Annotated in this window: 24 protein-coding genes; 15 read left to right on the top strand and 9 right to left on the bottom strand. The window is 74.0% G+C overall.

Features of this window, described 5'->3' with window-relative positions; translation table 11 throughout:
* From IE145_RS18160 to IE145_RS18130, 7 genes are all read right to left on the bottom strand, one after another.
* Entirely contained in the window at positions 1 to 1,617 is a 1,617-nt protein-coding gene (locus IE145_RS18160) for an ABC transporter substrate-binding protein (protein WP_189526185.1), read from the bottom strand.
* A gap of 151 nt (positions 1,618 to 1,768) precedes the next feature.
* A complete protein-coding gene (locus IE145_RS18155; protein ID WP_189526182.1) occupies positions 1,769 to 2,284 on the bottom strand; it encodes a hypothetical protein in 516 nt (171 codons plus the stop codon).
* A 197-nt stretch (positions 2,285 to 2,481) separates the two neighbouring features.
* The gene (locus IE145_RS18150; protein ID WP_189526180.1) at positions 2,482 to 3,615 is read right to left on the bottom strand and encodes an acyl-CoA dehydrogenase family protein; all 1,134 of its coding nucleotides are present in this window, start codon (positions 3,613 to 3,615) and stop codon (positions 2,482 to 2,484) included.
* Complete coding sequence (locus tag IE145_RS18145) at positions 3,612 to 4,805, bottom strand: acyl-CoA dehydrogenase family protein (protein ID WP_189526179.1); 1,194 nt, start codon at positions 4,803 to 4,805, stop codon at positions 3,612 to 3,614. The genes IE145_RS18150 and IE145_RS18145 overlap by 4 nt, the downstream gene beginning before the upstream one ends.
* Complete coding sequence (locus tag IE145_RS18140) at positions 4,802 to 5,767, bottom strand: NADPH:quinone oxidoreductase family protein (RefSeq protein WP_189526177.1); 966 nt, start codon at positions 5,765 to 5,767, stop codon at positions 4,802 to 4,804. The genes IE145_RS18145 and IE145_RS18140 overlap by 4 nt, the downstream gene beginning before the upstream one ends.
* Positions 5,768 to 5,897: 130 nt before the next feature.
* Complete coding sequence (locus tag IE145_RS18135; RefSeq protein ID WP_030717436.1) at positions 5,898 to 6,497, bottom strand: helix-turn-helix domain-containing protein; 600 nt, start codon at positions 6,495 to 6,497, stop codon at positions 5,898 to 5,900.
* 78 nt (positions 6,498 to 6,575) lie between these two features.
* Positions 6,576 to 7,310, bottom strand: coding sequence for a PIG-L deacetylase family protein (locus tag IE145_RS18130; protein ID WP_189526176.1), 735 nt, complete (start codon positions 7,308 to 7,310; stop codon positions 6,576 to 6,578).
* 73 nt (positions 7,311 to 7,383) lie between these two features.
* Here IE145_RS18130 and IE145_RS18125 point away from each other — a divergent pair, with 73 nt between their 5' ends.
* The gene (locus tag IE145_RS18125) at positions 7,384 to 7,956 is read left to right on the top strand and encodes a rhodanese-like domain-containing protein (RefSeq protein ID WP_189526174.1); all 573 of its coding nucleotides are present in this window, start codon (positions 7,384 to 7,386) and stop codon (positions 7,954 to 7,956) included.
* A gap of 90 nt (positions 7,957 to 8,046) precedes the next feature.
* On the opposite strand, the gene IE145_RS18120 is transcribed toward IE145_RS18125, so the two are convergent.
* The gene (locus IE145_RS18120; protein WP_189526172.1) at positions 8,047 to 9,342 is read right to left on the bottom strand and encodes an alpha/beta fold hydrolase; all 1,296 of its coding nucleotides are present in this window, start codon (positions 9,340 to 9,342) and stop codon (positions 8,047 to 8,049) included.
* Between the two features lie 130 nt (positions 9,343 to 9,472).
* A complete protein-coding gene (locus IE145_RS18115) occupies positions 9,473 to 9,772 on the bottom strand; it encodes a DUF2087 domain-containing protein (RefSeq protein WP_189526170.1) in 300 nt (99 codons plus the stop codon).
* 381 nt (positions 9,773 to 10,153) lie between these two features.
* Here IE145_RS18115 and IE145_RS18110 point away from each other — a divergent pair, with 381 nt between their 5' ends.
* The 14 genes from IE145_RS18110 to IE145_RS18045 all read left to right on the top strand — a co-directional run bounded on the left by IE145_RS18110 (position 10,154) and on the right by IE145_RS18045 (position 25,420).
* A complete protein-coding gene (locus IE145_RS18110) occupies positions 10,154 to 11,053 on the top strand; it encodes a nitroreductase/quinone reductase family protein (protein WP_189526168.1) in 900 nt (299 codons plus the stop codon).
* 114 nt (positions 11,054 to 11,167) lie between these two features.
* Positions 11,168 to 11,860 (top strand): hypothetical protein, encoded by a 693-nt coding sequence (locus IE145_RS18105; protein ID WP_189526166.1) that lies wholly within the window; start codon positions 11,168 to 11,170, stop codon positions 11,858 to 11,860.
* Positions 11,857 to 12,537, top strand: a complete 681-nt coding sequence (locus IE145_RS18100) for a DUF4166 domain-containing protein (RefSeq protein ID WP_189526164.1) — start codon at positions 11,857 to 11,859, stop codon at positions 12,535 to 12,537. The genes IE145_RS18105 and IE145_RS18100 overlap by 4 nt, the downstream gene beginning before the upstream one ends.
* Complete coding sequence (locus tag IE145_RS18095) at positions 12,534 to 13,193, top strand: TetR/AcrR family transcriptional regulator (protein WP_189526161.1); 660 nt, start codon at positions 12,534 to 12,536, stop codon at positions 13,191 to 13,193. The genes IE145_RS18100 and IE145_RS18095 overlap by 4 nt, the downstream gene beginning before the upstream one ends.
* A 220-nt stretch (positions 13,194 to 13,413) precedes the next feature.
* Positions 13,414 to 14,472, top strand: a complete 1,059-nt coding sequence (locus tag IE145_RS18090) for a tetratricopeptide repeat protein (protein WP_189526160.1) — start codon at positions 13,414 to 13,416, stop codon at positions 14,470 to 14,472.
* A complete protein-coding gene (locus IE145_RS18085) occupies positions 14,469 to 15,518 on the top strand; it encodes a polyprenyl synthetase family protein (protein WP_189526158.1) in 1,050 nt (349 codons plus the stop codon). The genes IE145_RS18090 and IE145_RS18085 overlap by 4 nt, the downstream gene beginning before the upstream one ends.
* Positions 15,519 to 15,960: 442 nt before the next feature.
* On the top strand, positions 15,961 to 17,127 hold the full coding sequence (locus IE145_RS18080; protein ID WP_189526156.1) for a glycosyltransferase: 1,167 nt from the start codon (positions 15,961 to 15,963) through the stop codon (positions 17,125 to 17,127).
* 152 nt (positions 17,128 to 17,279) lie between these two features.
* Positions 17,280 to 18,599 (top strand): sugar transferase, encoded by a 1,320-nt coding sequence (locus IE145_RS18075; RefSeq protein ID WP_229825628.1) that lies wholly within the window; start codon positions 17,280 to 17,282, stop codon positions 18,597 to 18,599.
* 2 nt (positions 18,600 to 18,601) lie between these two features.
* A complete protein-coding gene (locus IE145_RS18070) occupies positions 18,602 to 19,960 on the top strand; it encodes an O-antigen ligase family protein (protein ID WP_189526152.1) in 1,359 nt (452 codons plus the stop codon).
* A complete protein-coding gene (gene murJ, locus IE145_RS18065; protein ID WP_189526150.1) occupies positions 19,957 to 21,669 on the top strand; it encodes a murein biosynthesis integral membrane protein MurJ in 1,713 nt (570 codons plus the stop codon). The genes IE145_RS18070 and murJ overlap by 4 nt, the downstream gene beginning before the upstream one ends.
* Complete coding sequence (locus IE145_RS18060) at positions 21,659 to 22,471, top strand: polysaccharide deacetylase family protein (protein ID WP_189526147.1); 813 nt, start codon at positions 21,659 to 21,661, stop codon at positions 22,469 to 22,471. The genes murJ and IE145_RS18060 overlap by 11 nt, the downstream gene beginning before the upstream one ends.
* Positions 22,468 to 23,604, top strand: coding sequence for a glycosyltransferase (locus IE145_RS18055; protein ID WP_189526145.1), 1,137 nt, complete (start codon positions 22,468 to 22,470; stop codon positions 23,602 to 23,604). Before IE145_RS18060 ends, IE145_RS18055 begins: the two co-directional genes overlap by 4 nt.
* On the top strand, positions 23,601 to 24,275 hold the full coding sequence (locus IE145_RS18050) for a YveK family protein (protein ID WP_189526143.1): 675 nt from the start codon (positions 23,601 to 23,603) through the stop codon (positions 24,273 to 24,275). The genes IE145_RS18055 and IE145_RS18050 overlap by 4 nt, the downstream gene beginning before the upstream one ends.
* The gene (locus tag IE145_RS18045; RefSeq protein ID WP_189526141.1) at positions 24,272 to 25,420 is read left to right on the top strand and encodes a GNAT family N-acetyltransferase; all 1,149 of its coding nucleotides are present in this window, start codon (positions 24,272 to 24,274) and stop codon (positions 25,418 to 25,420) included. The genes IE145_RS18050 and IE145_RS18045 overlap by 4 nt, the downstream gene beginning before the upstream one ends.
* Positions 25,421 to 25,451 lie beyond the last annotated feature (31 nt).

The raw sequence follows: 25,451 nt of genomic DNA, 5'->3' as shown, positions 1-25,451 counted from the left end.
TCACTTCTCCGAGCCCCGGGCGTTCTGGGTGGACCACTTCTCGACGTTCCACCAGGGGCCGGAGGCCAGCCCGTGGTCGTGCGGCTCGACCTGGGTGGTGAGGAGGCCGAAGCGGTCGTCGACGACGTAGAGGTGGTCGATGTGGGTGAGGAAGGTGTAGCCCGGGTTCTTCACCAGCTCGCGCTGGACGGTGTCGTACGCCTTCTTCCGCTCGGCCTTGTCGCCGCTCCTGCGCCCCGCCTCGATCGCGGCGTCGACGGCCTTGTTGTCGTACCAGGCCATGTTGTTGAAGCCGTCGCCCGCGAGGGAGGACTTGAGCAGGGTGTACTGGTCGAAGTCGGGGTCGGCCGGGGAGCCGCCGCCCGCGAGCACGGCGTCGTGCTTCATGCGGGGCTCGATGACCTCCCAGGTTCCGGCCTCGGTACGGATGTCGATGCCCGCCTTCTTGGCGTCGGAGGCGTAGGCGAGTGCGTGTTCCTGGCGGAGCTTGTCACCGCTGAGGTACCAGAGGGGGAAGGTGGCGCGCACGCCGTCCTTGACGCGGACGCCGTCCTTGCCCGGCTTCCATCCGGCCTCGTCCAGGATCTTCTTCGCGGCGGCGAGGTCGTGCTTACGTTCCGTGCCCTTGGTGAACCACTCGCTGTCGGTGGGGACCGGGCCGTAGGCGGGCTTGCCGCTGCCGTTGAGGATGGCGTCGACCATCGTCTGCCGGTCGACCGCCACGTCGAGGGCGCGGCGCACGGCGGTGTCTCCCGCGACCTTGTTGTTGGTGGGGAGCGTCACCGTGCGGTAGTCGTAGCTGTTCGCGGCGTAGGTCTTCTTGGCCTTGTCGTTCGCGAAGCCCTTGGCGAGGTTGGGCGGCAGGATCGCGCCGTCGAGGTCGCCGGAGCGCAGCCGGGTGGCGCGCACGTCGTCGTCCTTGATGATCGCCATGGTGAACTTCTTCACCTCGGGTGCGCCGTCCCAGTAGTCCGGGTTGGCGGTGAAGCTGAGCTTCTCGCCCTTGGACCACTTGGTGAGGACGTAGGGCCCGGTGCCGATCGGCTTGGTGGTGAAGGCCCCGGTGTTGACGTCCTGCTTGCCCGCGATGTGCTCGGGGGCGATGGGCAGGACGGTGCGCTGGGCGAACGGCGCGTAGGGGTACTTGAGCGTGAAGACGACCGTGTCCTCGCCCTTCGCCGTGACGTCCTTGACGGCGTCCAACTCGGTGCGGGAGGGGTTGTTGGTCTTCTCGTCGAGGATGGTGCGGTAGGTGAAGACGACGTCCTTGGCGCCGAACGGCTTGCCGTCGCTGAACTTCACGCCCTGCCGCAGCTTGTACGTGTACGTCAGGCCGTCGTCGCTGACCTCGGGGAGTTCGGCGGCGAGGGCGGGGCGGAGCTTCATGTCCGCGTCCAGGGCCAGCAGACCGTCGAAGATCTTGGAGTTGCCGTCCTTGCCGTAGCCGAGCAGCGGGCTCAGGCTGTCGGGCTCGTAGGCGATGCCGACGACGGCCGAGGCGGGGCCCGCACCGGATCCGCTCTCGGCGCTGTCCGGGTTCGAGCAGGCCGCCGCGGTCAGGGACAGGGCGGTCGCCAGTGTGGCGGCGACCGCCACCCGTATCGATCGGGCCGTCATAACTCTGCACATCCCTGTTGAAGATCGGCTGCTATTGCGAACAGCACGCAATTAAACAGCACGCAAAAGGCCCTGGTACACCCCGCCCCGGCAGACGGGGCGGGGTGTACCAGGGTGGGCACGACAGGGAACGGCCGCTCGGGTTCCGCCCTTACAGCGAAGCGTCGGCCAGCTCGATGGTCAGGACGTCCTCGTCCCTCGCGGGGTGGTCGATCGTGATCGACCCGGCCGCGCCGACGTAGGACCCCGTCCCTCCGGTGATCGCGAAGACGTGGGACCACGGCTGGGCGTTCACCGGCGGCTCGGTGAGGGCGGGCAGCGGTCGCTGGAAGACCGTGGCAGCCGTGATCAGGCCGTCGTCGAGGCTCAGCACCAGCGTCGCCAGGACGGACGAACCGTCCGGCCCCACGGAGACGGGCAGGCAGTGCGCGCTCTCGGTGCCCACACTGTCGCCCTGCGCGTCCGACAGGTCGTAGCGGACGAAGTACGGGACGCCGGCCGTGAGGACGTCCGGGATGTTCGCGCCCGTGCGCCTGCCGGTGAGGACGATCCGCCGGGCCGCCCTGCCCGCCGCGTGGGCGGCCCCGCCCGCCCCGGCGACCAGTCCCCCGGCGGCGGTCGCCGCCGAGGTCAGCCGCAGCACCCTCCTGCGATCCATGTCCGTCATCGCCTGCCTCACACCCTTGTCGGTCGTCTGTCCGAGCGCACTCGCGCCCCAGGGACAAACGCCCACCGGGGCGGAACGGGATCGCCTCGCACGCGCAGACCACCGCAATGGACGAGCCGACCGGCGCGCCAGAAGGGGATCGAGCACGAGCGTGCGTGCCGGACGCCGCACGGCAGACGGCAGTGTGACGACAGGGTTTAGGGCGCCGGGAGTTCCGCCAGCTCGGCGACCTCCTCACGGTGGCTGCCCGCCGAGCCGTACGCCAGGGAGTCCGCCTTGGCCCGCTTGAGGTACAGGTGCGCGGGGTGCTCCCAGGTCATGCCGATCCCGCCGTGCAGCTGGACGCACTCCTCGGCGGCGTGCACGGCGACGCCCGAGCAGTACGCCTGGGCCACCGCGACGGCGAGCGGGGCGTCGGAGCTGCCGGTGGCCAGCGCGTCGGCGGCGTTGCGGGCGGCGGCGCGGGCCGAGACGACCTCCAGCCAGAGGTGTGCCATCCGGTGCTTGAGCGCCTGGAACGATCCGACCGGCCGGTTGAACTGGTGGCGTTCGCGGGTGTGGCGGACGGTCTCGGTCAGACACCACTCGGCGATTCCGAGCTGTTCGGAGGCGAGCAGCCCGGCCCCGGCGAGCAGTCCGCGCCGTACGGCGCCGGCGCTCGCGTCCGGGCCGGCCAGCAGGGTCCCGGCCGCCCCGGCCAGGGTGACGGCGGCGAGCGGGCGGGTCAGGTCGAGCGGAACGAGCGCCTCGACGGTGACGCCGGGGTCCGCGGATCCGACCGCGTACAGCCCTTCGTCGGTCGGCACCAGCAGGACATCGACGGCCGCCGCGTCGGCGACGCCCCGGACCGTGCCGTCGAGCGCGGCGAGGACCGGCCCAGCCCCGGCGGGCGGGGTCGCGAAGGGCACGGCGAGCACGGCCGTACGGGCGCCGGAGGCCAGCTCGCGGAGGAGCGCGGCGGCCGGTCCGTCCTCGGCGCCGAGCGCGAGCAGGGTCTCGGTGGCCACGACGGAGCTGGTCAGGTAAGGGGCGGGGGCGACGCTGCGGCCCAGCTCCTCCAGGACGACGGCGGCCTCGCGGTGGGACGCGCCCTGGCCGCCGAGCTTCTTGGGGACGAGGAGTCCGGCCGCGCCGATGTCCGTGGCCAGGGACGACCACAGCCGCGGGTCGTACGGCGTGTCGGACTCGGTGGCGGCGATCACCGTCGGCGCGTCGGCCCGGTCGGCGAGGAGGGCGCGGACGGCGGAGCGGAGATCCTCCTCGTCCTGCGAGTAGAGCAGGTCGGGGGTGGCCGGGGAGTGTGCGGCGAAGGGCTGGGTGGGGGCGGTCATCGGCTCAGGTCCTTCCAGGCGACGTCCTTGTCGTTGCGGGGCTCGGCCGGCAGTCCGAGGACGCGTTCGGCCACGATGTTCAGCAGGACCTCGCTGGTGCCGCCCTCGATGGAGTTGCCCTTCGAGCGCAGATAGCGGTAACCGGCGTCCCGTCCGGTGAAGTCGACCAGCTCCGGGCGGACCATCGTCCAGTCGCTGTACAACAGGCCCTCGTCGCCGAGGAGTTCGACCTCCAGGCCGCTGATCTCCTGGTTGAGGCGGGCGAAGGCGAGCTTCATGCCCGACCCCTCGGGTCCGGGCTGTCCGGCGACGAGCTGCTGGCGCAGCCGCTCGCCGGTGAGCCGGGCGACCTCGGCCTCGACCCAGAGGGTCAGCAGGCGCTGGTGGGTGTCGGGGGTACGCAGCTCCGGGCGTTCGCGCCAGGTCTTCGCGACCGGGCCGATCATGCCGCCCTCGCGGGGGATACGGGAGCCGCCGATGGAGACGCGCTCGTTCATCAGGGTCGTCTGGGCGACCTTCCACCCCTCGCCGACGGGTCCGAGCCGGTGGCTGTCGGGGATGCGTACGCCGGTGAGGAAGACCTCGTTGAACTCGGCCTCGCCGGTGATCTGGCGCAGCGGCCGGACCTCGACGCCGGGGTCGGTCATGTCGCAGATGAAGTAGCTGATGCCCCGGTGCTTGGGCAGGTCGGGGTCGGTGCGGGCGATGAGGATCGCCCAGCGGGCCAGGTGGGCACTGGACGTCCAGACCTTCTGGCCGTCGACGATCCAGTCGCCGGTCTCGTCCCGCACGGCCCGGGTGGCCAGGGCCGCGAGGTCGGATCCGGCGCCCGGCTCGCTGAACAGCTGGCACCAGACCTCCTCCCCCACCCACAGCGGGCGCAGGAAGCGCCGCTTCTGCTCCTCGGTGCCGAAGCCGAGGATGGTGGGCGCGGCCATGCCGAGGCCGATGCCGATGCGGCGCGGGTCGTTGTCCGGCGCGCCGGCGGCGGCGAGTTCGGCGTCGGCGACCTGCTGGAGGGAGCGGGGCGCGTCGAGCCCGCCGAGGCCCACCGGATAGTGGACCCAGGCGAGTCCGGCGTCGAAGCGGGCTTTCAGGAAGTCGGTGCGCCCGGTGGTGGCGGGCGGGTGCGCGGCGAGCAGCTCGCGGGTGCGGCGGCGGACCTCGGCGGCGTCCACGGCGGGGCTCATCGGGCGCCTCCGGGAAGGACGACGATGCGGCCGGTGCTGGTGCCGTCGGCGACGCGCTGCACGGCGTCGGCCGCGTCGGCCATCGCGACACGCTCGCTGATCAGCGGCTTCACGATGCCCTGATCGGCGAGCTTGGTCAGCTCCTCGTGGCAGGCGCGGACGGCGGCCGGGTCCTTGGTGTTGTAGAGGCCCCAGTGCAGTCCGAGGACCGAGTAGTTCTTCACCAGGGCGTGGTTGAGGGCCGCGGTGGGGATGACGCCGCTGGCGAAGCCGACGACGAGAATGCGCCCCTCGAAGGCGACGCACTTGGTGGACTTGGTGTACGCGTCGCCGCCGACCGGGTCGTAGACGACGTCCGCGCCGCGCCCGCCGGTGGCTTCCTTGACGGCGGCGACGATGTCCTCGCTCCGCCGGTCGATGACCAGGTCACAGCCGAGCTCGCGGGCGACGGCCGCCTTGTCGGGGCCGCCGACGACGCCGATGACCTTGGCGCCCGCGGCCTTGCCGAGCTGGACGGCGGCACTGCCGACGCCGCCGGCCGCCGCGTGGACGAGGAGGGTCTCGCCGGGCTGGAGGTGGGCACGGCGGTGCAGGCCGAACCAGCCCGTCTGGTAGCCGACGTGCAGTGCGGCCGCCTCGGCGTCGTCCAGGGCGTCGGGGGCGGGCAGCAGGGCCGCCTCGTCCGCGACCACGCAGTCGGCGAAGCCGCCGTGGGGCAGGGCCGGAGTGGCGAGGACCCGCCGCCCGTCCTCGGTGGTGCCGCACACCTCGACGCCCGGGGTGAACGGCAGCGGCGGCCGCACCTGGTACTGGCCCCGGCAGAGCAGGGCGTCGGGGAAGTTGACGTTCGCCGCGCGGACCTCGACGAGCACCTGCCCGTCGCCGGGCGTGGGCCGGTCCGTCTCCTCCAGCCGCATCACCTCGCCCGGCTCGCCGTTCCGGTGCACTCGCCATGCCTGCATGAGGGGCCTCCACAACACTGTCGGCGTCAACCGCCGGAGCGGTCGGCATTACCACTGCTGCGCCGCATACTAAGCGGTCGCTTGCCCATCTGGGAACACCCCGCCCCCGCCCTCCGGGGCGCCCCGGGCCTCAGCCGCGCTTGGGCTTCGCCCGCACGTGCATGCGCTCCCCCTGCGGGCCGAAGAGGCTGAGGAACTCCACCCTCTCGTCCTCGGCCGGGCCGAACCAGTGGGGCAGCCGGGTGTCGAACTCCGCGGCCTCCCCCGGCTCCAGCACCAGATCGTGTTCGGCCAGCAGCAGCCGCAGCTTCCCGGAGAGCACGAACAGCCACTCGTACCCCTCGTGCGTGCGCTGCTCCGGCGGACCGCCACTGCCCGGCTCCTGGATCAGCTTGTACGCCTGGAGGCCGCCCGGCCGGGCGGTCAGCGGCAGCATGGTCCGGCCGTGCTGCACGATCGGCTTGGCCCGCACCCGGGGGTCGCCGACCGGTGCGGCGCCCACGAGGTCGTCGAGCGGCACCTCGTGGGCGCGGGCGATCGGCAGCATCAGTTCGAGGCTGGGGCGACGGCCGCCGGACTCCAGCCGGGAGAGCGTGGAGACGGAGATGCCGGTGGCGGCCGAGAGGGCGGCGAGGGTGACCCCGCGGTCCTTGCGCAGGCGGCGCAGGCGGGGGCCGACGCCGGAGAGGACGGACTCCAGTTCCGGGTCGTCCCGGTCGTGTTCCTTCATCCGGTCATTGCAGGATCGGCAAGGCGTTTTGTCAACCGGGCAACCTTGCCGACCGGACGTCCCACCCGGCGGCGTGCCCTACTGCGCGAAGACCTCGAAGGTGACCGCGGGCCGGCCGCCGAACCGCTCGGCGGCGGCCTCGGCCATGCCCGTCAGAAAGGTCCGGCAGTACTGTTCCGGGTCCTGTCGGGTCAGCGCCTCGATGTACGTACGGTGCTCCAGCAGCGACTGGACCGAGCGTTCGAGGCCGGCCGTCGCGTCGACCGCGTGGGTGGGCCGGTCGCTGCCCGCCACGGCGATCCAGCGCACCCCGTTCCACGGCTGGAGTCCCTGCTCGCCCAGGTCCGGGAAGATCCAGCGGTTGCCGGCGTCGGCGACCGCGTCGAGGGTGGCGCGCCCGACCGCGCGGTGGTCGGGGGTGTTCCAGGCGGCGCCGCCCCAGGTGTCCCGGTGGTTGAGCGTGACGACCAGTTCGGGGCGGTGCCGGCGGATGGCCGCGGCGATGTCGCGGCGCAGGCCGGTGCCGTATTCGATGACGCCGTCGCGGTGGTCCAGGAACTCCACGGTCCGTACGCCGACGACGGCGGCACTCGCCCGCTGCTCCCGTTCGCGCACCGGTGCGCACTCCTCGGGCGGCAGGGTGTCGATCCCGGCCTCGCCGCGGCTGGCCAGGAGATAGACGACCTCGCGTCCGCCGTCGGTCCACTCGGCCACGGCGGCGGCCGCCCCGTACTCCAGGTCGTCCGGATGGGCGACCACGGCCAGGGCGCGCTGCCAGTCGCCGGGCATGGGTTCGAGTCGCTGCGGCGTCATACGGGCAGGCTACCCCCGGCTCCGGCGGCGGGCGTGCGACGCTGGAGTCCGGCCGAACGAAAGGAAGCCCCCCGTGCCCAGCCCCGCCTCCCTCTCCCCCGCCCAGGCCGCAGCCCGCCTGGAGGAGTTCACCGTCATCGACGTGCGGGCTCCGGGCGAGTACGCCGCCGGGCATGTCCCCGGCGCCCTCAACATCCCGCTCGACAAGCTGCCCGACGCGCTGCCCGCGCTCAAGTCCGCCTCCGCGCGCGGTTCGCTGCTGGTGGTGTGCGCCTCCGGGGTCCGGTCCACCCGGGCGTGCGAGATCCTCGCGGGCGCGGACATCGAGGCCGTGACGCTGACCGGCGGCACGTCCGCCTGGGAGGGCGACGGCCGCGGCCTGGACCGCCCCGAGGGCGCGCGCACCACGTGGGCCATGGAGCGCCAGGTGCGGCTCGCGGCGGGTTCGCTGGTGGTGGCGGGCCTGGTGGCGGGGATCCGCTTCCCGGCGGCGCGCTGGCTCTCCGCGGGCGTCGGCACGGGCCTGGTCTATTCGGCGCTCAGCAACACCTGCGGAATGGCAGCGCTCCTCTCGAAGCTGCCGCACAACCGGGCCCCACGGGCCGCCGGCGACCTCGACGCCACGCTGGAGGAGCTCCAGCGCTGATCCGGCGGGGGCGGCGGACCGGGCCCGGGCCCGGTCCGCCGCCCCGCCCCGGGACCTGCCGGACCGGCCGGGACGGGCGGCCCGCCCCGGTCAGGCCTCGTCGCGCACCAGGGACAGCAGCCGGTCCAGGACCCGGGGGCCGCCCGCGCGGACCCCGTCGTGCTCGTACTCGTTCGTCACCCAGGTCCGCAGCCCCCGGATCGCCGCCGCCGTGCGCAGCGAGTCCGCGGTGTCGACGTACATGTCGTCGTGGTAGACGGCCGCCGCGACCGGGACCTCGTTGGCGGCGAGCCGCTCGGGGGCGTACAGCACCGGCCAGTCGGTGCGCCGGGCCAGCAGCTCTGCGGTCTCGCGCAGGGGCCGCAGCGCCGGGTCGACGTCGAAGTGCCAGGGGTGGATGGTCTCGCCGGTGAAGAGGACCGGCCCGTCGCCCTTCAGCGCGGTCACCGCGTCGAACTGCGGGAACTCTCCCCGTACGCGCTCGGCGGCCCAGTCCGTGGCGCGCTCGCCCTGCCCGTAGATGGCCTCGTGCAGCAGGGCGTAGAGCGGGTGCCCGGCGAAGGAGACGGCGGTGCGCATCGCCTCCTGGAAGGTGTCGGAGAGTTCGGTGCCGTGCGGGGTGCGGACGAACGCGTTCTCCAGCAGGTAATGGAGCTGGTGGCTGCCGCTGCCGGAGCCGAGCAGGATGCCGAGCGACTGGAAGCCCTCCGGGGTGAGCCGGTGTCCGGCGCTCTCGGGCCGGTGCTCGGCGAGGTGGGCGGCGATCGCGCGGGCGCGCTCGACGTCCTGCGGGTAGCGGGCGTAGTGGGCGGCCACCTTCCGCTCGATGCGCGGGTACGCGGCCCGGTAGACGTCGTCCGCGTGCGCGTCCAGCGAGGGCAGTCCGCCGGTGATCAGGACCTCCTTCAGCCCCTCCGGGGCGGCGGAGAGATAGCGGACGGCGCAGAAGCCGCCGAAGGACTGGCCGAGGACCGTCCAGGGGGCCCCGCCGGTGAGCCGCTGCCGGATCAGCTCGCAGTCGCGGACGATCGAGTCGGAGCGGAAGTGGGCGAGGTAGCCGGCCTGTTCGCGCGGGCCGCCGCGGAGCGGCAGCGTCTGCCGGTTGGCCGGGGTGGAGAGCCCGGTCCCCCGCTGGTCCAGGAGCAGCACCCGGAACTCGCGCAGGGCCCGGCCGAGCCACGCCTCCGTACCGACGAACCGGCGCGCGCCGAAGCCGGGGCCGCCCTCCAGATAGACCAGCCAGGGCAGTTCCTCGCCGGCCCGTGAGGCGGCGGCCGCTTCCCGGCCGTACACCTCGATCTGCTCGCCGCCGGGGTCGCTGTGGTCGAGGGGCACGGTGAAGCGACGGTCGGTGAGGACGACGCCGGGCTGCCGGTAACTGCTCACGAGAACTCCTGAATGCGGGATGCTGGCCGATCCGGGCGAAAGCGCCAGTCCAGCACATGACCGCCCCGGTCCGGCGAAGGGGGCATGGCGGCGGCGTGCGGTGGCCCGTTGCGCCGACCGTCCGCGCCGGTCAGCGGCCGCGGCGGTAGCTGCTGCCGTCCCGGGGCCGGACCAGCAGCCCGGCGACGACGAGATAGCGGCGCAGCGCGGAGCAGTCCTCGTGGACGGTGAGCAGCGCCTCGTTCACCTCGCGCTCGGTGTACGAGCGTTCCCGCTCGAACAGCGTGTCGGCGAGGTGCGTGAGCAGCTGCTCCCTGCGGGCCTCCTTGCGCGGGATCGCGACCAGGCGGCCGTGCGAGAAGAGCGCCTCCACCGCGTGCGTACGAGGAGTCGGGGGCAGCGGCGCGGGAGTCTGTTGTTCCGTGGGCATGGCCGGAAGCGTCGCAGGCATCCCCAGGGCGGGCAACGCGTTTTCCCGGCGTCGCCCGCCTTCGCGATCCTCTCCTTCACGGTTCCCGCCCTTCCGCTGCCCGCCCCCCGCATTGACAGCGACGCGCGGATCGGGTTCTCATGCTGTCCGTGCAGCGTGACGTCGGCCAAAGAGATCTGGGCCGGCCGGCGGTCAAGCCAGCACCTTCTCCCAGGGATGACGCCATGAGTCCATTCATCGCCCCCTGCCTCTGAGCATCTTCGGCCCCGGGCCATCTCCGCCCCGGGCCGCCCGCCCGCCGTTGCGCACCCAGCGGACGACGCTCCGCCAGGCGCCGGGCCCCCACCTGCCCGCATTTCTTCCGGGAGACCCAGAACCTCCATGCCGCAGACCTTCCAGCAGTCCGTCATCACCGAATTCCGCGCCAACGCCGGTAAGGTCGGCGGCCCCTTCGAGGGCGCCGACCTCCTTCTGCTCACCACCACCGGAGCCCGCTCCGCGAAGCCGCACACCACCCCGCTCGGCTACGTCCGGGACGGCCGCCGGCTCCTCGTCGTCGCCTCCAACCTCGGCGCACCCCTCCATCCCGACTGGTACCGCAACCTCCTCGCCCACCCCACCGTGCGGGTCGAGCTGGGGGACGAGGAGTTCGAGTCACTCGCCGTACCCGCCGAAGGGGCCCGGCGCGACGAACTCTTCGCCCGGGTCGTCGCCGAGGCGCCCGGATACGCGGAGTACCAGGACGCGACCGACCGGGTGCTGCCGGTCGTCGTACTGGAACTCCCCGACCCCGACGCGGCGGCACCCCCGGTCACCTCGCTCGCCGGCAAGATGGCCGAGGTGCACACCTGGCTGCGGGGCCAACTGCGCCACGTGCGCGACGAGACCGAGGCGTACTTCGACGCGCGGGCGCGGCACGGAGGCGCCGGCGAGCCGCCCGCCCCGGGTCTCGGGCTGCAGATCCGGCAGCGCTGCCTCGCCTTCTGCCAGGCGTTGGAGTTCCACCACACGGCCGAGGACGGGCACATGTTCCCCGCCATGGAGGGTTATCACCCCCATCTGCGGGACGTCTTCGACCGGCTGCGGGAGGAGCACCGCTCCATCGCGGCCGTGCAGGCGGCGCTCGCGGCCCTGCTGGCCGACGCCGCCATCACGGAACCGGACCGCTTCCGCGCCGAGCTGGCCCGGATGACCGAGGAGCTCACCGCCCACCTCGACCACGAGGAGAAGCACATCCTTCCGCTACTGGCCGAGGTGCCCTGGCCTCCGGCCACCGCCTGAGCACGGACCGTCCGAGGGGGTTGAGCGACTGCTCAACCCCCTTTGATAGCGTCCTGAAACGCGGAGGGGTTTGAGCACTCGCTCAAACACGCGCGGCGACCCGGGGGACCAGACGTGGGGCTGTACATAGAGGCGTTGATCCGTACCGATGCGGAGCGCCTGTGGGCCCGGACCCAGGATCCCGCCCAGCACCAGCGGTGGGATCTGCGCTTCACCGAGATCAGCCCACTGCCCGGCCCGGCGGACTCCGCCCAGCGGTTCCGGTACGCGACCCGGGTGCTGCCCTTCCTGACCGTGGCGGGGACCGGGACGAGCGCGGGCGAGCGGGAGAGGGCGGACGGCGAGCGGGTCTCCGCCCTGCGGTTCGCCTCGTCGGAGCGGCTGTCGCTGCTGGCCGAGGGCAGCGGCTACTGGCGTTACGTCCCCACCGCCGACGGCATCCGTTTCCTGACGGGGTACGACTACCGGACCCGCTGGGGCCGCTTCGGCACGGTCGCGGACCGGCTGGTGTTCCGGCCGCTGATGGGCTGGGCGACGGCCTGGTCCTTCGACCGGCTGCGGCTGTGGTGCGAGCGCGACATCGGCCCGGCCCGGTCGCTGGCGCACGCCCTGGCGGAGGTGCTGGTCCGGCTCCTTCTCGTCGCGGCGGCCCTCCCCCTCGGTCCGGCGGCCGTGCTGCCGGCCGCCCTGGCCGCACTGCTGGTGCCCCCGTCGCCGCTCACGCCCGCCGCCCGGCGGTGTCTGCGCAGACCGCCCGGCCGACCGGCCGTCGCCCCGTCCCTCCTCGCCCGCCTGGAGCGTCCGTGACCTCGATATTCGCCCGTGCGATGGGAGACGACTTCACGCGGCTCCACCCCGAGTTGCAGCGCCGCTTCTCGGTCGGGCTGGAGAGCGGCGTGGCCTGCGTGGGGTGCGGGTCCATGGATCGGATCTGGCACGGCCGGGCGTTCGTCAAGCCGTTCCTCACGCTCGGCGCCACACGCAACATCCTCGTGCCGAGGACCGGCCGCGACGTTCCGTTCACCATCGAGAACGTGCCGTACACCGACTCCCACGGCCGGGAGACCGTGACCTTCGTCCGGACCTTCGCCCTGCCGACCGGGCCGCGCCGCTTCGACGCCACGATGGTGTACAGCCCCGAGCGGTCCTGCGTGCTGGACTACCTCGGTACGCACCAGCACCTGGCCACCGACCTGCGATTGACCGCGGAACCCGACGGCTCGCTGCTGATCCGCTCCGGCGAGCACCGTTTCCGCGAGGGGCCCCTCGACCTGCGAGTCCCCGATCTGATCGGCGGCGACGCCGAGGTCCGCGAGTCCTTCGACGACTCCACGGGCCGCTTCCGCATCCGGGTCACGGTGGCCAACCGCCGCTTCGGCCCGCTGTTCGGGTACGAGGGAACGTTCCGCGCCCGCTATGTCGACGCCCTGCGCCACGGCGTACGCGCCGGCCTGCGCCCGGTCCGCGAAGAGGCACGGGCATGACGGCGGGGCCGGCCGGGGCGGACACCCGGACGAAGCTCCTGGAAGGCGCGTTGCGCACACTCGCCGAGCACGGCATCGCGAAGGCGTCGGCACGTTCGGTGGCGGCCTCGGCCGGGGTCAACCAGGCGCTGGTCTTCTACCACTTCGGTTCGGTCGACGAACTGCTCGCGGCGGCCTGCCGGTACGGCGCCGAGCAGCGCGTGGCCCGCCACCGCGACCGGCTGGCCGCCGTCACCACTCTCGCCGAACTCCTGCGGTGCGGGCGTGAACTGCACGAGGAGGAGCGGGCCGGCGGGCATGTCGCCTTCCTGGCGCAGGTGCTCGCGGGGGCCCAGACCCAGCCCCGGCTGGCGCCCGCGACCGCGGCCGGGCTGGACCTGTGGACCACCGAGATCGAGAAGGTCCTCGTCCGGATCCTGGCCAACTCACCGCTGGGCGAGTTCACCGATCCGGTGGGGCTCGCGCGCGCCGTGACCGGGGCGTTCGTGGGCCTGGAGATGTACGAGGGCGTCGATCCGGAGGGCGCGGAGCGGGCCTTCGAGGCGCTGGAGCAGTTCGCCGCGCTCGCCGGAGTGCTGGACGAGCTCGGCCCGGTGGCCCGGCGCGCGGTACGCCACCGGCTGCGACGTACGGAGAAGGTGCAGGGCGGGGCGTAACGGGACACAGGCGGGGCGGCCCGGAACGACCTGGGCCGCCCGAGCAACCCTCCGCGCCCACCTGCCGTCTTGATCGACGACAGGACGGTTCGCCGCACAGGACGAGCGGCGCCCCACCCCCACAAGATCCGGGCGCGTACGACCGGCACGCTATACGCTCCATGTATACATAGAGGGTATAGTTGTCGGTTCCGGGCCCGGCACCGCGCGGAAGGCACCCATGCAGACCAAGGCACTGGCGCCCGAATACCAGGGAGCTCTCACCAAGATGTCGGTGAACGCCTCTCTCACCGACGTACTGGCCGAGGGCGTACGCCACTTGAGGCAGGCTGAGCTCTCCGGATCGCAGGAGGAGGTGGCGCGCGCCGGCCTGGCCGTGGCCGAGGCGCACCGCAGGCTCGGCCAGGTCGCGGAGGCCGACCGGGCCTGGAAGTCCAGCTACCGGGCGGCACGGTCGGCCGGGAACACCGGCGCGATGGCCTGGGCGCTGTGGAGCGGTGGCACGCTGGCGCGTCAACGCGGGGCGCTGCGCCTCGCGTTCCGGCTGCTCGGCCTCGCCGCGGAGCTCGGGAAGCGGGGCGGTGACGTGGTCGCCCGCGGCTACTCGCTGGCCGGTCTCGCCGAGACCGGCCGGATCCAGGGCGACTACGCGACCGTGGCGACGCTGCACGAACAACTGCTGGCCGAGGCCCGCGCCCGGGGCGAGGCCCGGCACACCGTCTGGGCGCTGGAGGGCATCGCGCAGATCCACCGCAACACCGGTTCGCTGGACACCGCCCTGGAGATGTTCGAGGAAGCCGCGGTCCTGGCGGGCGACGCGGACGACCGGCGGGGCCGGGCCTGGGCGCTGCGTGGCATCGCCGACATCGTTTCCCTCCGGGACGGGGCGACCGGGCGGGCGCTCGATCTGCTCGCCGAGGCCGAGGTCACCTGCCGTGAGATGAACCTCTCCAGCGCCCTGGCGTACAACCACAAGATGCGGGCCAACGTGCTGTTCCGCGCCGGGCGGTACGAGGAGGCTCGCGAGGTGTACGAGCAGGCGCTCGGCGAGTTCCGTGCGATGGACGAGCCGCGGGGCGAGGCACTGGCCTCGCTCGGCCTGGTCAAGGCCCGGGCCAGGCTCGGCCGGGACCGCGACGCCACCGCCGCCGACCTGGACGAACTGCGCGGCAGGCTCAGCCGGATCGGGCTGCTCAACGCCCGGGAGATGGTCGAGAAGGCGTACGCCGAACTCGGCGTGGAACCCGTGTCGGCCGATGCCGGGGACGACCGCCGATGACGCTCTCCACGACCCGCCGGGCAAGCGCGCCGCAGATACTGGACCGGTGCCGCGAGCTGGTGCGCCCGGCCCTGGTGGCGTCGGTGGGCCGGCTGCACCCCTGGCACGCGGAGACGGCGGCCTTCTCGCTGGGCTGGCGCGGTGCCGACGGCGAGCCCGTGCCCGGATCGCAGGGCAAGGGGGTCCGCCAGGCGCTCGCGGTGCTCGGCGCCCGGGCGGCGGGCGGCAGCGGTGAGGACGGGGTGCTCGGGGCGGTGGCCGTCGAGTTGATCCACACCTTCTCGCTGATCCACGACGACATCATGGACGGCGACGAGACCCGCCGCCGCCGGCCGACGCTGTGGAAGGCGTACGGCACCGGCCCGGCGGTCCTCGCGGGGGACGCCCTGTTCGCCCTGGCCGTCTCCACCCTCGCGGAGGCGCCCGGCCCCGGCGGCCCCGCGGCGGTGCGGCAACTGGCGGGCGCACTGGGTGATCTGGTGCGCGGTCAGGCGCAGGACCTGCTCTTCGAGTCCCGGCCGTGGTCCGGTCCCGGGGCCGTCCTGCCGCACGAGTACCGGGCGATGGCCACCCACAAGACGGGCTCCCTGCTCGGTGGCGCGGCCGCCCTGGGCGCGGTATTGGCGGGCGCCCCGGCGTCCACCGCCGAGGCGCTGGATCTGGCGGGGCGGCATGTGGGGGTGGCGTTCCAGGCGGTGGACGACCTGCTGGGGATCTGGGGCGACCCGCAGGTGACGGGTAAGCCCGTCCACAGCGATCTGCGGCGGGGCAAGAAGACGTACCCGGTACTCGCGGCGCTGTCCGCCGGCCATCCGGCGGCCGGGCGTCTCGACGCGCTGCTCACCTCCGCCGGGCCGCTCGACGACGCGGCGGCGCGCCGGGCGGCGGAGCTGATCGACGAGGCGGGCGGGCGGCGGGCGGCGGTCACCGAGGCGCGGGAGCACCTGGCCGCGGCCCGTGCCTGTCTGGACCGGGTGCCGCTGGCCGACGAGGCCAAGGGGGATCTGCTCACGCTGTTCCCGTATCTCGTGGACCGCACCGGCTGACCCGCGAGGGCCCGCCGACCGTGTGGGCCGACCCGTCGCCCGGAGCGCCCCGGCACCGTCCGGGGCGCTCCGGGCGTTTCGTCGACCGTGCCGGCACCGCCCGGGACCGGCGGAGCGGGACGATGGATGGTGCCGCCATCCATTGCGGCGATCGGCGGTGTGTGCGCCACCGGAAAAGGCTGACCGTATAGCCGGCGGGCACCGTACGGAACACCTGAGCCGCTCCCCGCCCCGGACCCCCGAGATCCCTTTCGCCACGGGCTCGTGCAGGGCACCCGGGCCTGCGCCGGTCTGCCGCCCGGCCACTCGAACGGTCTACCCGGACGTGCGATCCCCATGTGGTCGTATGAGCGAGTCACGCGCACGATATCGCCACATATCTGCCAAAGTGCACCTCGGCTTTACTCACCGGATTGAGCGAAGAGAGCCGTGCGTGCTGCACATGCGTCGTACTCAGGAAAGACAACTGACGGTCCTTCATGTGGTTCAGCCCGTGGACGGCGGTGTGGCCCGGGTCGTCACCGATCTCGTCAGGGCCCAGGCCGGTGCCGGACTGCGGCCCGTGGTGGCCTGCCCGCCCGGCAGCCCGCTGGCCGTCGGGGCGGCGGCAGCGGGGGCCGAGGTCCACGGCTGGTCCGCGACCCGTGCCCCCGGGCCCCGGCTGGCCGGTGAGGTCGCGGCCGCCCGCCGGATCGTCCGCGCGAGCCGCCCGCACGTGGTGCACGCCCACAGCGCCAAGGCGGGCCTCGCGGGCCGGATCGCGGTACGCGGCCGGGTCCCCACGGTCTTCCAGCCGCACGCCTGGTCGTTCGAGGCCGTCGGCGGGCGCACCGCGGAACTCGCGCTCGGCTGGGAGCGGTTCGGCGCGCGCTGGGCCGATCACATCCTGTGCGTCAGCGAGTCGGAGCGCCGCACCGGGCAGGAGGCGGGCATCGCCGCCCGCTGGTCGGTCATCCACAACGGCATCGACCTCGACCGGTTCCGCCCCGGCGACCACACGGTCCGGGCGCAGGCCCGCGCCGCCCTTCCCCTGCTGGAGGGCACGGGCCGGGACGCCCCGCTGGTCGTCTGCGTCGGCCGCCTGACCCGGCAGAAGGGCCAGGACATCCTGCTGCGGGCCTGGCGCCGGATCGCGGTGCCGGGGGCGCGGCTGGTCCTGGTGGGCGACGGGCCCGACCGGGACGGGCTTGAGCGGTCGGCCCCGCCGGGGGTGCTGTTCACGGGCGACTGCGAGGACGTACGGCCGTGGATCCACGCGGCGGACGTCCTCGTGCTGCCCTCCCGCTGGGAAGGCATGGCGCTGGCCCCGCTGGAGGCGATGGCCTGCGGACGCGCCGTCGTGCTGACCGATGTCAACGGCGCGCGGGAGAGCCTGCCGCCCGGCGACGAGGACCACTGTCTCGTACCACCGGAGGATCCGGCGGCCCTGGCCGCGGCGCTGACCGCCCTGCTCACCGACCGGAATCTGCGCGAGGCGGTCTCCCGCCGGGCCCTGCGGCACGCCCGGGCGGCCTTCGACGTCCGACGGACCGCGGGGGCGGTTGCCGGTCTCTACCAGGAACTTGTCGGCATGTCCGGCCCCACGACGAGGAAGCGCACCGAGCGATGACGATGGAGAGTGCACCGGTTCCCGGATCCGGCCAGGCGACAGCCGTGCAGGCTCACACGGTTCATCCGCCGCGAAGAGGCGGCGGCGGTGCGCAGGCACGGCCGGGCCGGCGCCGGGCCGTCCGGTACGGCCGCCCCGCCCCGCTGCTGTGCGTGGACGCCCTGGCTCCGGCGGTGACGTTCGCCCTGGTGGTCCCGGTCGCGTGGCCCTGGCTGCTGATGGCCGTCCAGGTGGTGGCGCAGGTGCTGCTCTTCGCCCGGCGCGGCCTGTACCGGATGCGGTTGTCCCCCTCGGTCCTCTCCGATCTGCCCGCGCTCCTCGGTCTCACCCTCCTCCCGTGGTACGTGACCATGGAGGTGCTGGACGTCTGGGCCCCGCAGCAGGGGTTCGGATGGGCGGTGCTGGCGTACGGGGCCGGTACCCAGACCGCGCTGACCTGCGTCGGGCGCGCGGCGGTGTACCGGGTGCGGCGGCGGACCGCCGTGCGCAGCCCGCAGTCCACGCTCGTCGTGGGCCAGGGGGCCCCGGCCCGTCAGGTGACGGCCGCGCTGCACGACCACCCCGCCTACGGGCTGCGGCCGGTCGGTCTGGTCGCCGCGGCCGGGGACGAGCAGCGGGTGGCAGGGGCCGACGCCGTGCCGCTGCCGGTCCTGACCTCGCACCAGGAGGTGGGGCGGGCGGTGGTGCAGAACAGTGTGCGGCACGCGGTGTTCACGGCCCCGCCCGAGGCGACCCCGGACGGCGCCGCCCTCTTCACCCTCCTCGCCGGGCACGGTTGCCGGATGTGGCTGATCACCGGGCCCGGCACCGTCGCGGCGCCCCCGGCGGGCGGCCGGCCCGACCATCTGTGGGGATTCACGGCCCAGCCGCTGCGTGATGGCACGGACCGTCCCCTCGGCCACGGCGTGAAGCGGGCGGTGGACGCCGTCCTGGCCGCGGTCGGACTGGTGGTGGCGGCCCCGGTGATGGCGGCCTGCGCACTCGCCGTGCGGCTCTCCGACGGGCCGGGCGTGATCTTCCGGCAGGAGCGCGTCGGCCGGCACGGACGCCCCTTCGTCCTGCTGAAGTTCCGCACGCTGCGCCCCGCCGACGTCCAGGAGTCGGCCACCCGCTGGAACGTCGCGTCCGACGGGCGGCTCAGCCGGGTCGGCCGCATGCTGCGCCGGACGTCCCTGGACGAGTTGCCGCAGCTGTGGAACGTACTGCGCGGCGACATGAGCATGGTCGGCCCCCGTCCCGAACGGCCCTTCTTCGTGGCGCAGTTCAGCCGCTCCCACCCCGGCTACCAGGCCCGCCACCGGATGCCCGTGGGCATCACGGGTCTGGCCCAGGTGAACGGGTTGCGCGGCGACACCTCGATCGAGGAGCGGGCCCGCTTCGACAACCACTACATCGAGACCTGGTCGCTCTGGCAGGACGCGTGCGTACTGGCGCGGACGGCGGGTTCCCTGTTCCGGCTCGGAGGCAGCTGATCATGAGCGCCGTCCTGACCCCGCCCGTGCCGTCACCGGCGGCCGGGCCGCGCGCCGCCGCCCGCTCCCCCCGGTCCGCCTGGCGTGGCCGTTGGCCGCTGCTGCCGCTGGTCGCGACCGTTCTGCTGCCCGCCCTCCCGTACGGGACGTCCGGCGGGGGCGGCCCGGCCGATGTGGCCTCGGCGATCGCGGTGCTGGTGTGTGTGGGGCGGCTGCTGTATCTCCGGCAGCGGCCGCTGAGCGCCCGCGCCGCGCTCGTCCTGGGGCTGCCCGCGGTGGGCTTCGCGGTGGCCACGGTGACGGCGGCGGACCCGGCAGCCGCGCTGCCCGGGCTCGGGCGCTACCTCCAGGTCTTCGTCCTGGTGCCGACGGCGGTGTTCCTGCTGCTCAGGGACGCGTTCGGCTTCCGGGTCGTCGCCGGTTCGCTGGTCCTCCTGGCGGTCGTCCAGGGCGTCACGGGCGTCCATCAGTACGTCACCGGGACCGGCGCCTCATACCTGGGCGAGGACATCCGGGCGGTCGGCACCTTCGGACCCAGCGACATCATGGGCATGGCGACCGTCGTCGCCTACGGACTGCTCGCCGCGGCGGCCTGCGCCCTGCGCACGCCCGGGAGCGCCCCGGCCTGGCTGCGACCGTCCGCCGCCGTGCTCGCCGTCGCGCTGATCGTGCCGCTGACGCTGTCGTTCAGCCGGGGCGTGTGGATCGCCACGGCCGCCGCGGTGCTCGTCGCCCTGGCGCTGAGCGGGCGGCGGCAGGCGCTGACCTCGCTGGCCGTCCTCGGCGCGGCGGCCGTGGTACTGGTCGGCGGGTTCGGCATCGGCTCCGAGATGATCGCGGACCGGGCCGCGAGCGTGACCCGGGTGACCAGCACCCCGGACCGGTCGGTCAGCGACCGCTACGCGATGTGGAGTGCGACGGGCGCGATGTGGCGCGAGCAGCCGGTCGCGGGGGTCGGTCTCAAGGGCTTTCCCGACCACCGCGACGGGCACGCCTCGATCGGGCTCTCGTCGGGCAGCGACACCGCCGGGGCGGGCCAGGAGTTCCGCCGCCAGGCCCTCCTCTCCCCGCACAACATGTATCTCCTCGTCCTCGGCGAGCAGGGGCTCATCGGGCTGACCGCACTCGTCGGGAGCTGGGCGGCGATCCTGGTCGGCGCGTTCCGCCGGCTGTGGCTCGCCCGTTCGCGCCCGCACGCGGCACGGGACTGCGGTCTGGTGGCGGTCGCCCTGATGACCTGGCAGAGCGTCAACTTCCTGTACGCGGACATCGGCGGGCCCACCACGGTGCTCAGCGGTGTCGTGCTGGGGCTGGCCGCCTGGTGGGCGCTGGCCGAGCCGGACCGGGTGAGCGCCGCATGAGCGAGTCCGGTACGGGCACGGAGGCCGGGGCGCGCCCGGCGGACGCGGCAGGGGGCCCGCGCTCGCCGCTGCTCCCCGCACCGGGGGCGGGTCCGGAAGGGCCCGGCTCACCCGGGGCGGCGAGCGGCGAGGCGCCCCGGCTCGGGGCCTTCCTGGCCCGGGCGGCGGCGGGCACGGCGGTGCTGACCGTGCTGGCGGCCGTCCTCGGTCTGGTGCGGGACCAGGCCATCGCCCGGTACTTCGGGGCCAGCGACGCCAGCGACGCGTTCCTGATCGCCTGGACCGTGCCCGAGATGGCGGCGACGCTGCTGATCGAGGACGGGATGGCGCTGCTTCTCGTCCCGGCGTTCAGCCTCGCCCTCACCCGTCGTGCCTCGGGCCGGACGGAGGAGGGCGCCGACCCCGTACGCGATCTGGTGGCGGCCACGCTCCCCCGGCTGTTCCTCCTGCTCTCCGGGGGCGCGGCGCTGCTCGTCGCCGGGGCGCCGTGGGTGGTGGGCATCCTCGCGCCGGGGCTCGCCGATCCCCGTCTCGCGGTGGACTGCACCCGGCTGACCGCGGTCACCGTCCTCACCTTCGGAATCACCGGCTACTTCAGCGCCGCGCTGCGCGCGCACGGCAGCTTCCTGCCGCCCGCCGGGGTCTATGTCGCGTACAACCTCGGCATCATCGGGATGACGCTGGCCCTGCACGCGGCGTGGGGGGTACGGGCGGCGGCGGCGGGGGTCGCGGTGGGCAGCGCGCTGATGATCCTCACCCAGCTCCCCGTGTTCCTGCGGCTGGTACCGCTCACCCGGCCGCGCCTGCCCCGGTTCCGGCGGCCGGGACGGCGGGCGGCGCGGAGTGCTCCGCTGCTGGGGTTCGCGGTGCTGGCCCCGGTGGTCGTGTTCGTGGTGAGCCGTCAGTCCCAGGTGCTGGTGGAGCGGTTCCTGGCCTCCACCCTGCCCGCCGGGGCGATCTCGCATCTGAACTACGCGCAGAAGGTCGCGCAGATGCCGATGGTGCTGTCGCTGATGATCTGCACGGTGACCTTCCCGGTCGTCGCGCAGGCCATGGCCGCCGGGGAGCACGAGAAGGCCCGGCGGCGGGTCGAGCGGGACCTCGGTCTGGCCGGGCTGGTGGTGCTGCTCGGCACGGCGGTCGTCCTCGGATACGCGCCCCAGATCGTCGAAGTGCTCTTCCAGCGCGGCGCGTTCGACGCCGCCGACACCGCGTCGACCGCCCAGGTCATGCGGGTCTACGCGCTGGGGCTGCTGGGGCACTGTCTGGTCGGCGCGCTGAGCCGGCCGTTCTTCTCGTCCGGGCGGCCCACCTGGTTCCCGGCGTTCGCGATGGGGACCGGGCTGCTGGTCACGATGGGGGCCGGTTACGCGCTGACGTACCGCTTCGGCGTGGACGGCATCGCGACCGCCAACGCGATCGGCATCAGCTCCACGGCCCTGCTGCTCCTGATGGGCCTCGGCACCCGGGTGGTGCCGATCAGGGCCCGGGACGTGGCGCTCTCGCTGGGCCGGCTCGCCGGGGCGTCGCTGGCGGCGGGCGCGGCGGGCTGGGCGTGCGCCCCGCTCGTCGCCGATTCGGTGCTGAGCCTGGCCGCCGGGTGTCTTCTCGTCCCCGCCGTGTTCTTCCTGACCGGCCTCGCCCTGCGCTCGCCCGAGGTCGTCTCCCTGCTGGCACTCACCCGACGGAGGTTCCTTGATGGCCGCTGAATCCTCGGCACATTGCGCCGACGCTCCCTCGTCCCGGCTCCGCCCGCACACCCGCCGTCAGCCGTGGATCCTCACGTACCACTCGGTGACGGACCCGAGCGACGACCCGTACGGCATCACGGTCTCCCCCGAACGCCTCGACGAGCAGTTGTCCTGGCTGCGCAGCCGGCGGCTGACGGGGGTGGGCGTGTCGGAGCTGCTGCGCGCGGGGGCATCGGGGCGGCGCGGGCTGGTGGGGCTGACCTTCGACGACGGGTACGCGGACTTCCTCGACGAGGCGCTGCCGGTGCTGCGCAAGCACGGCTGCCGGGCGACGGTGTTCGTGCTGCCGGGCCGGCCGGGCGGGGTCAACGAGTGGGACCCGCTGGGCCCGCGCAAGCCGCTCCTCAGCCACGACGACATCCGTCGGGTCGCCGCCGAGGGCATGGAGGTCGGCTCGCACGGGCTGTACCACCAGGACCTGACGGCGCTGCCGGACGAGGAGCTGCGCCGCGAGACCGCCGGCAGCCGGGAGTTGATCCGTGATCTCACCGGCTCGCTCCCGGAGGGCTTCTGCTACCCGTACGGCTTTCTCGACCGCCGGGTCACCCGGGCCGCGCGCCAGGCGGGTTACGGCTACGCGTGCGCGCTGACGCCCGGTCCCCTGCTCAGCCGGTTCGCCCTGCCCCGTACCCACATCAGCCAGGCGGACCGGGGGGTGCGGCTGTGGGCGAAGGACCTGCGGCACGGGCTGCGGCAGGTGGCCGGGCCGGGTGCGGGTTCCCGGAGCGCCGTGCCGGTGCGGGCGGGGGGTCCGCGGTGAGGGCGCTGCACGTCATCACCGGCCTCGGGGTCGGCGGCGCCGAGCGGCAGTTGCGGCTGCTGCTGCGCCATCTGCCGGTGGAGTGCGATGTGGTGACGCTCACCAACCCGGGGGCGGTGGCCGAGGAGCTGCGGTCCGACGGGATCCGGGTGACTCACCTGGGAATGCGCGGCAACCGGGACCTGTCGGCCGTGGGGCGGCTCGCCCGGCTGATCCGGGACGGCCGCTACGACCTGGTCCACACGCACCTCTACCGGGCCTGTGTGTACGGGAGGATCGCGGCGCGCCTGGCCGGGACGCGGGCCACCGTGGCGACCGAGCACTCCCTGGGGCGGGCCGAGATCGAGGGCCGGCCGCTCACCCGGTCCATCCGCGCCCTCTACCTCTCCACCGAACGGCTCGGCGCGGCGACCGTCGCCGTCTCGTCCACGGTGGCCGGGCGGCTGCGGGACTGGGGGGTGCCCGCCGACCGGATCCGGCTGGTGCCCAACGGCATCGACGCGGACCGGTTCCGCTTCGACGGGGAGCGGCGAGCATCCGTGCGGGCTGCCCTGGGCATCCCCGAGGAGGCGTTCGTGGTCGGCGGGGTCGGCCGGCTGGTGCCGGGCAAGCGGTTCGACGTGCTGATCCGCGCGGTCGCCGCCCTGCCGGAGGCCCGGTTGCTGCTGGCCGGGGACGGGCCGGAGGCCGGGGCGCTGCGGGCGCTGGCCCTGCGCCTGGGGGCCGTGGACCGGATCCGGTTCCTCGGGGAGTGCGACGAGGACGGGGAAGGGCCGGTCCCGGGTGTTCCGGCGCTGCTGAGTGCCCTGGACGTCTTCGTCTCCACGTCCCGCGAGGAGTCCTTCGGACTGGCCGCCGTGGAGGCGCTCGCCGCCGGACTCCCGGTGCTCCACGACGCCTGCCCCGCCATCGACGACCTGCCCGCCGCCCACGCCCCGGGGGCGACCCGGATCGCCGGGAGCCCCGAGGAGCTGACGGACCGGCTGCGGCAGCGGATACAGGCCCGCCCGGACCGCCGCCCGCCGCCCCGGGCCGTCGGCCACTACGACATCCGGCGCAGCAGCGAGCGCCTGATGGACGTGTACGCGTACGCCCTCGACACCGCCCCACCGAACCGGAGAGCCCATTCATGACCGACTCACCCGAGCAGCAGCGGCGACGCGTCGTCGTCCGTCGGCTGCGCACCGCCCTCGCCCGGCTGCCGCACTGGTGGCCGCTGCCCGTCAGCGTGCTGATCGGGACCGCCTCCGGGCTCTCGTACGGCGCGCTCGCCACCCCGCAGTACGAGGCCACCAGTTATGCGATGGCGGTCGCGGAAGGGGACACGGACCCCGCGGCGGCGCTGGGGTACGCCCAGTCGTACGGGCGGCTGACGACGAGCGACGCGACCCTCTCGTACGCGCAGGGCGCGGCGGGCGAGCCGGTGCGCGAACTGCGGTCCCACGTCACGTCGGAGACCTCCCCCGACTCGCCGATGATCGCGGTGACGGGGACGTCCTCGGACCGCCACAGGGCGGCCGATATCGCCAACGCGGTCATCGAGGCCGTCATCGTGAGCAGCGGACACGTCTCCAAGGACACCGGGGTCAAGCTGATCAAGTTCACCCATGCGATGACGCCGGACCAGCCGGTCTCGCCGTCGGTGCCGCTGGGCGCCGCCGTGGGGGCGGCGGCGGGCGGTCTGCTGGGCGGGCTGGTCCTGCTGGTGCGTCCCCGTCGGGAGGACTGGAACGTCGCGGCCCAGGTGCCCGGTCCGGCGGCCGGGGACGGCGTCGCGCAGGACGACCGGGAGCTCGTCCGATGACGGCGCACCGGACGGGCGGCCTGGCCGTGACGCTGTGCCGGGACTTCCGGGAGTTCGGCGCGCTGGCCGGTGAATGGGATGCGCTGCACCGCCGCTGCGCCACCCCGACCCCGTTCCAGAGCCACGCCTGGCTGCACTCGTGGTGGATCTCCTACGGTCAGGAGGGCCGGCTTCGGGTACTCCTGGTCCGGCGGGCCGGGCGGCTGATCGGGGCGGCCCCGCTGATGCTGGTGCACCGTCCGATGCCGCTGCTCGTCCCCATGGGCGGGGCCGTCTCCGACTTCTTCGACATCCTCCTGGACCAGGAGGAGGCCGGGTACGCGGTGGGGGCGCTGGGGCGCGGTCTGGACCGGGCCGCCCGGCACACCGTGGTGGACCTGCGGGAGGTCCGTCCCGACGCCTCGGCGCAGTTGCTGTTCGGGCGGTGGCCGGGGGCCCGGAGCCGGCTCACGGACTCGACGTGCATGGAACTGCCGGCCGAGCCGCTGGACGACCGCGTGGCCCGGCTGACGGGCTCGCGGGGCCAGCGGCTGCGCTCCAAACTGCGCAAGGTCGACGCCCTGGGCATCGAGACGCACCGGGTCCCCCAGGACGGGGTGCCGGCCGCGATCGGCACGCTGCTGCGGCTGCACGAGCGGCAGTGGGAGGGCCGGACGGTCAACCCCGAGCATCTGCGGGCGCGGTTCTCGGACCATCTGATCCGGTCGGTGGGGCGGATGGTGGGGGACGGCACGGCGGCCATGACCGAGTTCCGGCTGAACGGCGAGGTGGTGGCGTCCAACCTGTCGTTGCAGTCCGGGCGGTTGACGGGTGGCTATCTGTACGGGGCGGATCCGGCGCTGCGCGAACGGAGGGTCGATGTGTCGACGATGCTGCTGCGCGAGGTTGCCCAGCAGGCCTCGGACGGCGGGCGCGCGGTGCTGAGCCTGCTGCGCGGCGCGGAGAGCTACAAGAACCACTGGGGGCCGGTGCCGGTGGTCAATCAGCGGCTGCTGCTGGCCCGGCCGGGTCTGGAGCCGCTGCTGCGGCTGCGCGAGTCGCAGGTGGCGGTGCGGGAGCGGGCGGCGGAGACCGTGAAGGCCCGGTTCCCGGCGGCGCGGGACTGGCACGAGCGGCTGTCGGGGCTGCCGGTGATCGGACGCTGACACGCCGGGCGTACGCCGGACGGCGGCGTCG

Source organism: Streptomyces sindenensis (assembly GCF_014649035.1).
Lineage (GTDB): Bacteria > Actinomycetota > Actinomycetes > Streptomycetales > Streptomycetaceae > Streptomyces > Streptomyces sindenensis.
Note: the sequence above shows the minus strand (reverse complement) of the source record. Positions and strands in the feature narration are given on the sequence as shown.

Coding starts and splice junctions, on each gene's coding strand:
- IE145_RS18160 (WP_189526185.1), bottom strand. CDS start 1,617: ATGACGGCCCGATCGATACGGGTGGCGGTCGCCGCCACACTGGCGACC.
- IE145_RS18155 (WP_189526182.1), bottom strand. CDS start 2,284: ATGACGGACATGGATCGCAGGAGGGTGCTGCGGCTGACCTCGGCGGCG.
- IE145_RS18150 (WP_189526180.1), bottom strand. CDS start 3,615: ATGACCGCCCCCACCCAGCCCTTCGCCGCACACTCCCCGGCCACCCCC.
- IE145_RS18145 (WP_189526179.1), bottom strand. CDS start 4,805: ATGAGCCCCGCCGTGGACGCCGCCGAGGTCCGCCGCCGCACCCGCGAG.
- IE145_RS18140 (WP_189526177.1), bottom strand. CDS start 5,767: ATGCAGGCATGGCGAGTGCACCGGAACGGCGAGCCGGGCGAGGTGATG.
- IE145_RS18135 (WP_030717436.1), bottom strand. CDS start 6,497: ATGAAGGAACACGACCGGGACGACCCGGAACTGGAGTCCGTCCTCTCC.
- IE145_RS18130 (WP_189526176.1), bottom strand. CDS start 7,310: ATGACGCCGCAGCGACTCGAACCCATGCCCGGCGACTGGCAGCGCGCC.
- IE145_RS18115 (WP_189526170.1), bottom strand. CDS start 9,772: ATGCCCACGGAACAACAGACTCCCGCGCCGCTGCCCCCGACTCCTCGT.
- IE145_RS18110 (WP_189526168.1), top strand. CDS start 10,154: ATGCCGCAGACCTTCCAGCAGTCCGTCATCACCGAATTCCGCGCCAAC.
- IE145_RS18095 (WP_189526161.1), top strand. CDS start 12,534: ATGACGGCGGGGCCGGCCGGGGCGGACACCCGGACGAAGCTCCTGGAA.
- IE145_RS18090 (WP_189526160.1), top strand. CDS start 13,414: ATGCAGACCAAGGCACTGGCGCCCGAATACCAGGGAGCTCTCACCAAG.
- IE145_RS18085 (WP_189526158.1), top strand. CDS start 14,469: ATGACGCTCTCCACGACCCGCCGGGCAAGCGCGCCGCAGATACTGGAC.
- IE145_RS18080 (WP_189526156.1), top strand. CDS start 15,961: ATGCGTCGTACTCAGGAAAGACAACTGACGGTCCTTCATGTGGTTCAG.
- IE145_RS18070 (WP_189526152.1), top strand. CDS start 18,602: ATGAGCGCCGTCCTGACCCCGCCCGTGCCGTCACCGGCGGCCGGGCCG.
- murJ (WP_189526150.1), top strand. CDS start 19,957: ATGAGCGAGTCCGGTACGGGCACGGAGGCCGGGGCGCGCCCGGCGGAC.
- IE145_RS18060 (WP_189526147.1), top strand. CDS start 21,659: ATGGCCGCTGAATCCTCGGCACATTGCGCCGACGCTCCCTCGTCCCGG.
- IE145_RS18050 (WP_189526143.1), top strand. CDS start 23,601: ATGACCGACTCACCCGAGCAGCAGCGGCGACGCGTCGTCGTCCGTCGG.
- IE145_RS18045 (WP_189526141.1), top strand. CDS start 24,272: ATGACGGCGCACCGGACGGGCGGCCTGGCCGTGACGCTGTGCCGGGAC.